General features: G+C 39.4%; 10 protein-coding genes and 1 pseudogene. 1 reads left to right on the forward strand and 10 read right to left on the reverse strand.

Annotation, left to right across the window (positions count from 1 at the left end; genetic code table 11):
* Positions 1–518: 518 nt before the first annotated feature.
* The 3 genes and pseudogenes from DO88_RS01270 to DO88_RS0118460 form a co-directional block, all read right to left on the reverse strand.
* Positions 519–1,106, reverse strand: coding sequence for an imm11 family protein (locus DO88_RS01270; RefSeq protein ID WP_033040941.1), 588 nt, complete (start codon positions 1,104–1,106; stop codon positions 519–521).
* Positions 1,103–1,795, reverse strand: coding sequence for an AHH domain-containing protein (locus DO88_RS01265; RefSeq protein ID WP_033040943.1), 693 nt, complete (start codon positions 1,793–1,795; stop codon positions 1,103–1,105). The genes DO88_RS01270 and DO88_RS01265 overlap by 4 nt, the downstream gene beginning before the upstream one ends.
* Before the next feature lie 189 nt (positions 1,796–1,984).
* Positions 1,985–2,233 (reverse strand): annotated as a pseudogene (locus DO88_RS0118460) (endonuclease III); the annotation flags it as partial.
* A 99-nt stretch (positions 2,234–2,332) separates the two neighbouring features.
* Between DO88_RS0118460 and DO88_RS18850 the strand changes: the two are divergent.
* Complete coding sequence (locus DO88_RS18850; RefSeq protein WP_033040944.1) at positions 2,333–6,127, forward strand: SIR2 family protein; 3,795 nt, start codon at positions 2,333–2,335, stop codon at positions 6,125–6,127.
* Between the two features lie 103 nt (positions 6,128–6,230).
* Here the strand turns inward: DO88_RS18850 and nth are convergent, their stop codons facing one another.
* The 7 genes from nth to rsxA are packed head-to-tail and all read right to left on the reverse strand — an operon-like array spanning position 6,231 to position 13,032.
* Positions 6,231–6,866, reverse strand: coding sequence for an endonuclease III (nth, locus tag DO88_RS01255; RefSeq protein ID WP_033040946.1), 636 nt, complete (start codon positions 6,864–6,866; stop codon positions 6,231–6,233).
* A 49-nt stretch (positions 6,867–6,915) separates the two neighbouring features.
* Positions 6,916–7,614, reverse strand: coding sequence for an electron transport complex subunit E (locus DO88_RS01250; protein WP_024595474.1), 699 nt, complete (start codon positions 7,612–7,614; stop codon positions 6,916–6,918).
* Positions 7,611–8,252 (reverse strand): electron transport complex subunit RsxG, encoded by a 642-nt coding sequence (gene rsxG / locus DO88_RS01245; protein ID WP_033040948.1) that lies wholly within the window; start codon positions 8,250–8,252, stop codon positions 7,611–7,613. The genes DO88_RS01250 and rsxG overlap by 4 nt, the downstream gene beginning before the upstream one ends.
* Positions 8,249–9,307: an electron transport complex subunit RsxD gene (gene rsxD / locus DO88_RS01240; RefSeq protein WP_033040950.1), complete on the reverse strand. Its 1,059-nt coding sequence runs from the start codon at positions 9,305–9,307 to the stop codon at positions 8,249–8,251. Before rsxD ends, rsxG begins: the two co-directional genes overlap by 4 nt.
* The gene (gene rsxC, locus DO88_RS01235) at positions 9,304–11,886 is read right to left on the reverse strand and encodes an electron transport complex subunit RsxC (protein ID WP_033040952.1); all 2,583 of its coding nucleotides are present in this window, start codon (positions 11,884–11,886) and stop codon (positions 9,304–9,306) included. The genes rsxD and rsxC overlap by 4 nt, the downstream gene beginning before the upstream one ends.
* A gap of 8 nt (positions 11,887–11,894) precedes the next feature.
* A complete protein-coding gene (gene rsxB, locus DO88_RS01230; RefSeq protein WP_007379057.1) occupies positions 11,895–12,449 on the reverse strand; it encodes an electron transport complex subunit RsxB in 555 nt (184 codons plus the stop codon).
* A gap of 1 nt (position 12,450) precedes the next feature.
* Positions 12,451–13,032 (reverse strand): electron transport complex subunit RsxA, encoded by a 582-nt coding sequence (rsxA, locus tag DO88_RS01225; RefSeq protein ID WP_008134172.1) that lies wholly within the window; start codon positions 13,030–13,032, stop codon positions 12,451–12,453.
* Between the last annotated feature and the right edge of the window lie 373 nt (positions 13,033–13,405).

Consider the following 13,405-nt stretch of genomic DNA (forward strand, 5'->3'; position numbering starts at 1 on the left):
TATTTTTCGGGGGGATTACCCTTCCTTGAGCAGCTTATTAAACACCATTTTGGTGGTTTATAACATACCAAAACGGCGTATATTACATACCCTGATAATTTCACCAATAATTACCTTTGTAAACAAGTAATTAAAACAACTAGGAATTAAGCGTGTTATTTTTCCCCAAAACGGCGTTTAATAATGTTATCGGACTAAATTAGGCTCCTACTCAAAAAACAGGAGTAAATTTAATTTTTGAATGACCGCTCATTGAGGACTGTCAGGGAAAATTATAACCCTCTTTTCAAACTGTAACTGAGATGTGGTCTACTACAAATTAGGCATTAAGTTTTTATACGCCAACCATTAGAAGAGGCGTTAGAGTTAATTAGTATACAGTTCCCGATTTATTTAGGCGTTAAAAAACCCACATCCACGTGGGCTTTGAAATAACTAAAATAGAATAGTGGGTTTTAAAGGTCGTTTTTTAGTTTTACACAATATCTCTGAATAAGATTTTATTCACCTAAATTAACTTAATTAGAAAAAATATTATCGAGATCTTCGTCAATATAAACACCCGTCAATCCATTATCTTCTACAGCAGATTTAAACTTATCAGTACAAAACAAACGAGAACCACCTGTAAACTTGCTTTTAAAAACTGGCTTATTTTTTACATCATCATTTATGAAAGCAATCTTGATATAATCTAGAGGATAACCATCTAAATATTCGCGTTCACATTTTGCTTCATCTTCTTGTCCAAATGTACGCAAATTAAAAATTACAATAGGCTCACCATCAGCTTTTGTTTCAATAAACTCACCTAGAGGCGCTAATAAATCTTTTAAAGCTTCATAAGCATTCATCCTAAGAGCGATAAATCCATCCATGATACTTATATCGTAGTTATCTTTTAGGTAACCAGGTAAAAAAGACAACTCATAACTTTGAGGCCAATACTCTAATAAAGAGTCATTATTCATATGGATATCAAGTAGAAACATGCAAGCATCTTGATTAGGTGGCAACATTGGTTGTATTTTTTCAGAAAATGAAAGTATGTCCCACTCAACCATGTCGTAAGAATTAGTAACTGGCTTTAACGAGAACAACTTCATGATTTACCATCCCAATTAGCATCTTTACGCATCATAACGTTGGCTGGCACCATATGATTTTTAATTTTTATTTTCACGCCACGTAATGCATTTACAAAATCAAGTTTATTTACTTTGGTTCTTAAACTAGTAGACACCCAAACTTCATAATTATGACGATGCAACCTTCTATGAGAAACAGTGTCAGGCGTAGCCCAATCATCTGACTTGTTTTTTTCAAAGTTTCTTAGCCATACCCCATTCGTAGGATCATTAATACCAATACCAAACGAATGCATTCTTAAACGTGTGGCATATGTAAGACGTTGTCTATATCGCCCCTTACCACACACAATGTGATGCGCCTCATGATATGAAGTCGGTTTTGGCTCGCCTGCCGCTCGTAAAAACTTAGCAAGTTTTTCCGTCGGATGATGCTCTTCTTCTGCTAGCTCCTTAATAGAGGTACCTTCGCTTTCTGCACGGTAAGACTCTAAGCTTTGTTGTGCAATAAGCAAGTGCTCTAAACGCTTGCGTTCTTTTTGCAAATGGTCGTAATCTCTTTGCAGCTTTTCCTTTGATGCAGGAGATTTACGACGCTTATCGTCATAGTGTTTTTTTGCTAGTAATTCATAATTATAAATAGCCATTTCTAAAGGGCTAGGGTTACTTGGTCGATCTGGCATTGGGTAGCGCTGCAGTTGAATCATCCTTAAATCCTTAAATTTTCCTTCTGTTAGGGCGTAAAATAGCAAATAGATTATCTAGGTGCAATTCTGAACGTTACACACCTAATAACTTCAATCAGTTTATTGCTAACAATGAATAACACAGCGGTAAAATTTTCGTTCATACAACACAAAATTGAGTGACCTCTCATCGCTCAAGCTAGCCTATAGTTACTCTATTTTATCTTTAAACTCACACAAGTCTTCAATAATACAGCTGCCACACTTTGGTTTACGCGCTACGCAGGTGTAACGCCCGTGCAGTATTAACCAATGGTGAACGTCTACTTTAAATTCTTTTGGTACAACCTTTTCAAGCTTTTGTTCTACAGCTACAACATCTTTACCCATGGCAAGCTTTGTACGGTTAGATACACAAAATATATGTGTATCTACGGCTATTACAGGCCAGCCGAAAGATAAGCAAGGTAGTTGTCAGGTTGAAAGTATAATAGCACTTGAATTTCCCTGCTTTTCAGTGGCATAGTGCCTAAAGCAATAAAATAATATGGATTTTTCATGGCAGAACTTTTGATTCCCCAATCTTTAAAAAAATACTTAGCTAGCAATGACGTTATTCCTTTAATTGGTGCAGGTGTTTCTATGTCTGTCGAAAACAAAGATGGGAGTAGGGCTTTTCCATCTTGGACTGAACTACTTAATTTTGCAGCAGAAAGATTGGAAGATGAAGAGTTATTAGATGATAGTCATCTAGTAAAATTGCTTGTGAAGAAAGGAAAGCTCCAACAAGCTGCACAAGAAGCTCAAGAGCAATTGTCAGGCAGGCGCTGGTATGATTTTATGCAATCCCAATTTGTAATAGATTTCACTCAATTGGACGATAGCTGTAAGGCGTTACCACAAGCAATTTGGCAATTAAGTAACAGGCTTGTAACCTTAAATTATGACAAGGTATTAGAATGGGCACATACAGAATCAGTTAATGTTTGTGCTTTTGATAACGAAAATACAAATCGACTTGCAGAATTTTCACGCAATGGCTCCCAAGAAATGCTTTGGCATTTGCATGGTAAAATCGAAAATCCTAAGTATATGGTGCTTACTCCACAATCATATAATCGGTTATACCAAGAAGATGCTGAAGAACATTATCAGGCTGCGCTCACCAAGTTCAAAGAGCTGTTAAGCAACAAGATTATTCTTTTTATTGGTTGTTCACTTGATGACGCAGAGCTATTGGCTGCAATAGTAAAACAAAATAAATTGTTTGATAATAATACTGGTCCTCATTATGCGCTGGTAAGAGAAAGTGATAAGCAGGCAATTGATGCTAAATTGACTGGCATCCCAGTTAATACAATTACTTTTAGTGACTTTGGTCAACCGTTAATTGATGCTGTACATCAATTGGTTGAATGCAAAAACCAACAAGAGCAGCAACCAAAAGAATCAATTCAACCACTTAAGGAAGAACCAAATAAGCACGATAAAATTGGTCTATTTACAGCCTCACCTTTAGATAAACCAATAGATGATTCGGATATCACCGCAAAACTTAAAAAGTTTAAATATCCTATTTCGCAACAAGCTTTTACTGAAAGTAACTTAATGGAGGCTGATGCTTATTCCATTTTATTTTTATTAGCCAAAACAACGAGTAGTGGGTTGTTGATTGAAGACGACAACGCTTGTAGTGATTACTTAGCAATTGATGAACTAGAAAGTAGCTTACCAATTAATGCTAAAATAACAGTGTTGATCACAGATAAACTATTGAATGAGCAAGAACTAGAACAAGTTAAGTTTCCATTACTGGTTTTTCCTCTGTTAAATCAACAAGGCAAAGATCTTAAACCTCTTGATAAATTAGCGCATCAACTATTTAAAAGGCCGGATGTTAAACACTTCATTGATAAAAGTGATGTTCAATCGGTGCATATTAGCGGTGAGTTATTAGCATCTCTGAAACCAGAAAACCGTCAGCATTGGCATAAGGATCAACCATTACTACCTAAAGGTATTAATACAAGTGAATTGCAAGGCTTTACAGGGCGTTTATCTGATTTAGCGGATATCAGCCAAAAGCTTGCTAAAGCAGCCAACAAACAAAGGTTATTAACAATTAAAGGCAGTGGTGGCTTAGGTAAAACAACAATAGCAAAAAAAGTGGCATTGGAATTAGCGAATCGCGGGCATTTTGATGCAGGTGTGTATTTTATCGATTGTGAACATATCTCAAGTAGCAATCAGCTTGAAATGCATATAGGCAGTACCTTTAACTTACGTGCTGCTGAGGATTTATTTGGTCACTTGTCAAAATACCATGACCAGAAAGAACGTTTGCTAATTTTTGATAACTTAGAAAGTTTATTGTATTTAAAACAAGCGGATAAAAGCCAAAACAAGCAAGAAGTAGAACAAGTTAGGTTATTGTTATCGCAAACCCTAATGTACGCAAATGTTTTGGTGACCTCAAGAGAAAGTATTAATGTAGAATGGGAAGATGTGTTGCCATTTCGGCAAATGGAGTCTGAAGAAGCGTTAGCATTATTTAATCGCCTAACTAAAAACGGTTATCGCAGTGATAAAGATCAAGAGTTTGCGCGCAGAAAGATTTTAGAGCCACTTCTTAATAATAACCCGTTAGCCATTAAGTTAATTTGTGACGGTATGCCAGCGGGTAAAAACTTAAAAGAGTTAAAGCAAGAGTTAGAAGACGACTTTTTTGATAAAGTAAAAGAAGAAGACTTAACTTTAATGTTTGACGATGAAGTTGATATGAATATTAATCGACAAGAGTCTCTTTATGTTTCTATTCTTTATTCTTATGATTCATTGCAAGAGCATCAGAAACGCACATTTGAATCCTTCTCGTTATTTCCAGACGGAATAGACCTCAATACGTTTAAACGCATAATAATAGAAAGCAAAAAAGGGGATAGAAACGAAGAGGTAACTAAGTTGAAAAAGCCGATTAGTGATAAAGATATTGCCGTTCTTACAAATAAATCATTAGTCGAAGCTAATGGTGGGTTTTATTCATTACAGTCGGTTATTCAACGTTTTGCTCGCTTCCAGTTTGAACAACATACGGCAGAAAAAGACAAGCTAGAATTGTTCAGGCAAGCTTTTAGATACAATCAGCAGCTTATGGAGTTTCTTTACAATCTCAAAAACATTAATAAAAAGTCAAATCTAATTTTTTCATCTCTTTTTAATAATTTGATAGCCGCGCTCACTTATGGCACTAAGAGCAATGTAATTAGAAGTGAAGATGAAGTAGAAGGTTACATTGAGATGGTTGAAAACATTGGTGCTTTTTCAATTGAGTTAAATCTGGGTCCTGAATTTTTATCTGCCTACGAAGCAATTAATATTGAAGGGCTTATAACAAAAAGTAATGAACTTCAGGTAAGGCAGGTATCGAAACTCATTAAACTTCTAGCGAGCTATTATAACGGAGAGTTTGATGCTGCTTATGAGGAATTAAAATCTTTAATTACAATTGGCTCGCTATCTACTCTTTCTGCAAAGTATGAAAGAGGTCGAGTGCTTGAAAGTATTGTTTTCAATATCGCAGCAAATCTATATGGGATGGAAGGTTATGTACTTGATAAGATTGTCCATGACATAAAGTTTAATTCATATCGGTTCATCGCTTTGGGCTCGACTGTGCAAGTTGCAACCAATGTTGAACCCTTAATGAGCCTGGTTATAACTGACTTGGATTACTTTGAGGCACAAGGTTATTTATATGGTGCAATTAATCTAAATCAACTCAATCATTCCATTGATGATCTATATGAAAATCAGCATATGGAAAGGGTGCAGTTAACTTACCTCAAATCTCGTGAAACTTATGTGAGCTATGAAGCTATAGATAAGTTGGTTAGTGTTAACCCTTATACGCGAGGTTTAAAAAAGTTGATGTATGCTTTTTCATGCGAGTATGAGCAGTCATCTGAGCTAGAATATAATGAGCTGAATGAGAATATAATTCGGTATTACCAATCAGCATTACCAGACTTAAGCCATATTAAGTTTTATTATGTGCAAGCTCTTTATTTTTATGCTCGATTTTTACAAAAAGCTGATAGCATAGATTTCGAAACTATTTATGAAAAAGGGTTGGGATTAACTAAAAGGCATCATTATCGATATTGGCAACACAGATTTTTATTATTAAAACAACCCAATTTAGGGCCTTATAAACCAGAAGATTACCCACTACCTGGAAACCCTGATATTTCGTCATTAGTAGAAAAGCAGGCTAAGTGGATAAAACAAACTTATGGTACAAGCTTGAATCCATTCAATCAGGGCAACACTGAGTTAAAAGCGCTTCCAAGTTAAATTTTTCAATAGTATTTTTTAAGTGGGGGAGTTTTATAACTCTCCCTGATAAGTTTTAATTAAGCAGTAAAGTAAGCTCAAATTAGATACTAATTAATGTGACTTAAATTTCAGTCTTGTCTTTAAACTCACACAAGTCTTCAATAATACAGCTGCCACACTTTGGTTTACGCGCTACGCAGGTGTAACGTCCGTGCAGTATCAGCCAATGATGCACGTCTACTTTAAATTCTTTTGGTACAACCTTTTCAAGCTTTTGTTCTACTGCGACAACATCTTTACCCATAGCAAGCTTTGTACGGTTAGATACACGAAATATATGTGTATCTACGGCTATTACAGGCCAGCCAAAGGCGGTATTGAGTACAACATTAGCGGTTTTACGGCCAACGCCTGGTAGGGCTTCTAGGGCTTCACGATTTTCTGGCACGATGCTGTTATGTTCATCCACCAAAATTTGGCACATTTTGTACACGTTGGCAGCTTTAGAGTTAAATAAGCCGATGGTTTTTATATAATCACGCAGTGTATCGTGACCTAAATCTAAAATGGCTTGTGGTGTATTGGCAACAGGGAACAACTTTCGAGTGGCTTTATTAACGCCTACATCAGTTGCTTGTGCTGAAAGAGTAACTGCTACTAGTAACTCAAACGGGCTTGAAAATTCAAGCTCTGTAACTGGATGTGGATTATCGTCGCGCAGGCGCGACAGTATTTGGTGACGTTTTTCTTTATTCATGCAACTTAAAACGTATTAGTGCTAATTGTTGCTCTAATACGTTTTCCCCTTAAGTTAAGCTAGTAACACGTGCTCGAGGGCCTTTTTCAGCCTCTGGCGGTGCAACTTGTTTTGATTTTATTTGTGCGTCAATTACGTTTTTTGCAGCAATAAGTAGCCCAAGCCCTAAAAAGGCACCCGGTGGTAAAATTGCCAGTAAAAATTGATTATCAAAATTAAATACTTCTATGCGCATGCTCTGTGCCCATGGGCCAAGTAATAAATCGGCTCCGTCAAACAGCGTACCTTGGCCAATTAATTCGCGCATAGCTCCTAATACTAACAGTACCGCCATAAAGCCTAAGCCCATCATTAAGCCGTCAAATGCTGATAAATGAACAGGATTTTTAGAGGCGTATGCTTCGGCGCGGCCAATAATGGCGCAGTTAGTTACAATCAAGGGGATAAAAATTCCCAATGATTGATATAAACCAAAGGTATAAGCGTTCATGAGTAATTGAACTATTGTTACAAAGCCCGCGATGATCATTACAAATACAGGTATACGAATATCTTTTGGCACCCAGTTACGCACAATTGATACGGTAACATTTGAGCCTATTAGTACGAGTAAAGTTGCTAAGCCTAAACCTAAGGCATTTGTTACCGTTGAGGTAACGGCAAGCAGTGGACATAAACCTAAAAGCTGCACAAGGGCAGGGTTATTTACCCATACACCTTCTTTGTATAATGTTTTTAACTCACTCATTTAGCTACCTCCATACATTCGGCATTAGGTGCTGCAAAAATAGCATCAAAATTAGTTTGTGCGAATAATACGGCATTTTTAACAGAGCCCACAACAGCACGTGGCGTTATGGTCGCGCCTGTAAATTGATCAAACTGGCCGCCATCTTTTTTAACAGCCCAGCGAGCGTCTTCTTCGCCTTCAACCGTTAAGCTTTTAAATGTTGTGATCCAAAGTGATTTTTTAACTTCTACTTTGTCGCCTAAACCAGGGGTTTCTTCGTGTTTAGTCGTACGCACGCCAGCAATAGTGCCATCGCTCAATACAGCTGTTAATAAGTTAATATCGCCACTGTAGCCGTTTGGCGTAACATGCCTAATAACAACAGCGACTGGTTTATTGTTTTTACGAGCACGGTAAATTACTTGATTTGCGTATGGGCCTAGCTTTTCGTCAGTAATAATTACGCAATCTTGCGATAATTGATTGTCGTACGATTTTGGGTCGAGCACTTCTTGTAGCTGCGCAGTAAGTTGCAGTTGTTCTTGCTCTGCAATTTTATCGGCAGTAAGCGCGTTGATAGAGGCAACTAAGCCCGTTGTTGCTAACGCAAACGCAGTTAAAATAGCACCATTTTTAGCCATTGACGAAATGATCATTTTACTGCTCCATGGCCATAAGTACGTGGCTGTGTGTAGTAGTCTATTAGTGGCACTGCAATATTAATCAGTAATACGCTAAATGCGATGGCATCAGGAAAACCACCAAAGGTACGAATTAAATAAATTAGTAAGCCAATTAGTGCGCCATAAATTAAGCGCCCCTTGTTAGTTGTTGCTGCAGATACCGGATCGGTCGCTATAAAAAAGGCCCCCATCATAGTGGCACCACTTAATAAGTGAAATAGGGTGCCCGGCTCTGTGCCTGGTGATGCGATATAACCAATAGCACTACATACAGCTAAAGTTACGATAAAACTGACAGGAATATGCCAGTTAATTATTTTTGCTTTTAGTAAGTATAAACCACCCAATAAATAGGCTAAATTAACCCATGTCCAACCAAGGCCAGCCCATTCATTAAATAATGGCTTTTGCATGCTTTCGGTAACGGTTAAACCGTGGGCTATGTCTGTTTTAACAGTATCCAGCGGGGTTGCCATTGTTAGGCCATCAACCCCTGCGCGTACTTGATCTAGGCTAAACCCAGAGGCCGTAAAATCGGTAAATATTAGCCTTAGCTGATCTGCAAAGCCTATTGGCGTATTTATTAAATCGGTAACAGGCAACCATGCGGTCATTTGCACCGGAAACGAAACTAAAAGCAGTACATAAGCCGCCATTGCTGGATTGAATAAGTTAAACCCAAGGCCGCCATAAAGCTGTTTAACTATAACAATAGAAAATAAACAGCCAATAACGATTATCCACCAAGGGGCAAGTGGTGGAATACTCAATGCCAATAACACGGCAGTAAGCCACGCACTGCCATCACTTAATGCAGGCCAAACAGGGCGCTTTCGTATTAGCATTATTGCAGCTTCAAATACGCTTACAGCAACAAGCGCTAGTACCAATTGAATAAGTACACCTGTTCCAAAAAAGAAAACTTGAGCAATTAGCCCAGGAATACACGCAGCAATAACGCTAAGCATTAATCGCGTTAACGATTTATGGCTGTGATTATGCGGCGAACTGGCCATGGTTAATTTCATGACTGATTATTTCCTTCTTTTTGTAACTTTTTAGCTTTTGCTCTCGCAATTGCAGCAGCCACGGCGGCTTTTTTCTTATCTTCGGCTGATTTAGGTTTATCTGCGTTAATAAGATCTGATGAGTCATCGGTGTTACTTTCTGCACTCTTAGGTGCTGCGCTATCAACTTGTAGCTCTTGGGGCTGAGTTTGTTCGGTATCTTCTAGTGCTTTAGCTGCTTTTTTAGCTTTAGCACGAGCTATGGCCGCAGCTACCGCTGCTTTTTTATCATCAACGGGTGCCGCGCTTTGTGGCTCTTCACTCACGGTTTGCTCGGTTTCTTCTAATGCTTTAGCCGCTTTTTTGGCTTTTGCGCGAGCAATGGCCGCCGCTACGGCTGCTTTTTTATCATCAGCAGGCGTATCGCTTTGTGGCTCTTCAATTGTGGTTTGCTCGGCTTCTTCTAATGCTTTAGCTGCTTTTTTAGCTTTTGCACGAGCAATGGCCGCCGCTACGGCTGCTTTTTTATCATCAACTGGTGCTTCGGTTTGCGGCGCTTCACTAACGGCAGGCTCTGCATTTTCTAAGGCTTTAGCTGCTTTTTTAGCTTTGGCGCGTGCAATAGCAGCGGCAACGGCGGCTTTTTTATCATCAACTGGTGCTTCGGTTTGCGGCGCTTCACTAACTACTGGCTCAGTACCTTCATTTGCTTGTGCTGCTTTTTTAGCTTTAGCGCGTGCAATAGCAGCGGCAACGGCGGCTTTTTTGCCATCAACTGGTGCATCGCTTTGTGGCGCTTCATTAACGACTGGCTCAGTACCTTCATTTGCTTGCGCTGCTTTTTTAGCTTTAGCGCGAGCAATTGCTGCAGCCACTGCTGATTTTTTATCATCAACAGGTGCAGTATCGGCTGATTCATCTGTTTGAGATTTTTGATCTTTATATTTTCTAGCTTGTTCTTTACGTAGCGCGCGTTCTTTTGCGACTTCACTATTATCAGGTTCTAATTCCGCAGATTGATCACCGAGCTTTTTAGCTTTGGCGCGGGCTATAGCGGCAGCAACAGCTGATTTTTCATCGCCATTATCTGATTTGTTTTTAACGCGGGCTAAAGCATCAGCTACTTTTTGTTTTTCGTCAGCCGATTTAGCAGCAGGTTTACGTTTATGGCGGTTTTGTCTTTCTTCTTGCTCGCGATCTAGGCGCTCTTTACGTGCATCAAAACGCTCTTTTGCGCGATCGGCTTTAATTTTATCAGCCTGTTGTTCTTTAATTTCCACTTTGGCGACACGGTAGTACTGTACAAGTGGGATTTCACTTGGGCAAACATAGGCACATGCGCCACATTCGATACAATCAAATAAATTGTGTTCTTGTAGTTTGTCGTATTCTTTTGACTTAGCAAACCACTGTAATTGCTGTGGCAATAAAGAAGCAGGGCAGGCATCAGCACACGCACTACAGCGTATACAGGCTTTTTCAGGGCCGGGTTCTGCTAGCTCTTTATGATCAGGCGCTAAAATACAGTTAGTTGTTTTAACTATGCCAATCCGCACTGTTGGCAGAGTAAAGCCCATCATCGGGCCGCCCATAACAACGCGTTGCTGTGGTACAGGTGAAAAACCTTGGCAATCAAGTAAATGTTTAATTTCAGTGCCAAGTAGTGCCCACACATTACCAGGTTTATGGATAGTATTACCTGTTACAGTGACTACCCGTTCAATGAGTGGCTTACCTTCGTACACAGCTTGCTGCACGGCAAACAACGTACCTGTGTTTTGTACAAGTACGCCAATGTCAGCCGGTATGCCGGCGCTTGGCACTTCACGATTAGTGAGTAGCTTAATAAGTTGTTTTTCACCACCCGATGGGTAAATAGTCGGGACCGTTTGCACAATTATTTTTTCGTTATGCTCAGCCGCCTTAGTCATAGCAACTATCGCTTCAGGCTTGTTATCTTCAATGCCCACAATACACAACGCTGGATTTAGCAACTGTTGCATGAGTTCAAGGCCTTGAATTACCTCAATTGCATGCTCACGCATTAAGGTATCGTCGGCTGTAATATAGGGTTCACACTCAACCGCATTGACTATCAAAAACTCAATCGGTTGCTTTGTGTCAGCTTTTACATAAGTAGGAAAACCTGCGCCGCCCATACCGCTAATACCGGCTTGATGAATTATATTTACTAGTTCGTCGTGGGTAAGCGTTGTTGGGTTATTAATTGGGTTAAGTGCCACCCATTCATCTTTACCATCTGGTTCAATAACAACACTCAGCTCAGGTAATGCAGAAGGATGCGCAGAAGGCATTGGTGCTATATCAGTAACAATACCCGAGCTTGGGGCATGTACAGGCACTGACCAGTTTGCAGCAGGGGAGGTTAGAGCTTGGCCTTTAAGTACACGCTGTCCTTTTTCTACAAGCAGCTTACCGTTTGCGCCTATGTGTTGCTTTAGCGCCACTACGAGCTTATCGGGCAATGATAGGCGCGTAATGCTAGCACTATTAGAGAGTGATTTTTGTTGTGGTGGGTGTATGCCGCCAGGAAATGGCCAAACAACCCCTTTTTTTATTTGTTCAAGTAACTTATCCACTCAAACCTCTAATCTATTTGTGTAACAGGAATAGCATCTAGCTGCCATTTCCAGTTTTGTTTAGTTTCGGCTACAGGCAGCATATCAATACAATCTACAGGGCAGGGCTCAACACATAAATCGCAGCCAGTACATTCATCAATTAACACCGTGTGCATTTGGCGAGTCGCGCCTAAAATAGCGTCAACAGGGCAAGCCTGGATGCATTTAGTGCAGCCAATACATTCGTCTTCGCGAATGTAGGCTACCGTTTTTATTGGCTCTGCTTGTTCGCCGCCGGCAAGAGGTTTTTCATCAACTCCCATTAAGCCGGCAAGCTTTTTCATGGTAGCTTCGCCACCCGGAGGGCATTTGTTTATTTCATCGCCATTTGCAATTGCTTCAGCATAGGGGCGACAACCTGGGTAGCCACATTGTCCGCACTGGGTTTGCGGTAAAATGGTGTCTATTTGCTCAACAATGGGATTGCTCTCTACGCGAAATCGTATAGCGGCAAATCCTAAAATCAACCCAAAAACCAGCGCTAACGAGCCAAGCGCAATTAAGGCATAAAACAAGGTCATATTAAAATTTCACTAATCCGGTAAAGCCCATAAACGCCATCGACATCAATCCTGCGGTTATCATGGCAATAGAGGCGCCTTTAAAAGGAGTGGGTACGTCAGCTGCTGCTAAACGTTCACGTAATGCTGCAAATAATACCAGCACTAACGAAAAACCAACCGCAGCGCCAAAACCATACACTGCCGATTGTAAAAATGAGTGATCTTCTTTGATATTTAGTAAAGCGACACCTAATACAGCACAGTTAGTGGTTATAAGTGGTAAAAATATTCCTAATAATCGATATAGGGTTGGGCTGGTTTTACGTACCACCATTTCGGTAAATTGCACCACAACGGCAATTACTAAAATAAAGCTCATTGTGCGCAAAAACTCTATGTCGAGTGGGATTAAAATATACTGATTCACTAAATAACTGGTGACGGAGGCGAGCGTAAGCACGAAAGTGGTAGCCAAAGACATACCAATAGCTGTATCAAGTTTTCCTGATACACCCATAAAAGGACATAAGCCTAAAAATTGTACTAATACAAAGTTATTAACCAGAACAGTACCAATCAATAACAAGACATATTCAGTCATGCGAGCCTCACGCTATAAAAATCCTGTGTATTATCCTTTTTTCTGGTGTGATTAACAACATATGCAGTGATTATCATTTAAATAAACAATATTAATTTAAGAGGTAATAACAAAGATGTAAAAATACTGTGATTCGTATGTAACCTGAGCTCTGGATAATAAATCTATCCCGAGCAAGTAAATTAAGCACTAACTGCGGTGAATTTACTTGTATATAGGCTGGCTATTAACGTGTAAATTCGCCTTGTTTTCACTGAAAATCTCTGGCTAGAGAAAATAAATTTAAATATCACCATGGCTCAATACGTTAGTAAATCCCTTAACCAGTGTTTAGGTTATGTAATACTAACCTGCATAAATCTTTGATCAATTT

The sequence above is a fragment of the Pseudoalteromonas sp. S3431 genome (genome assembly GCF_000690035.1).
Classification (GTDB): Bacteria; Pseudomonadota; Gammaproteobacteria; order Enterobacterales; family Alteromonadaceae; genus Pseudoalteromonas; species Pseudoalteromonas fuliginea.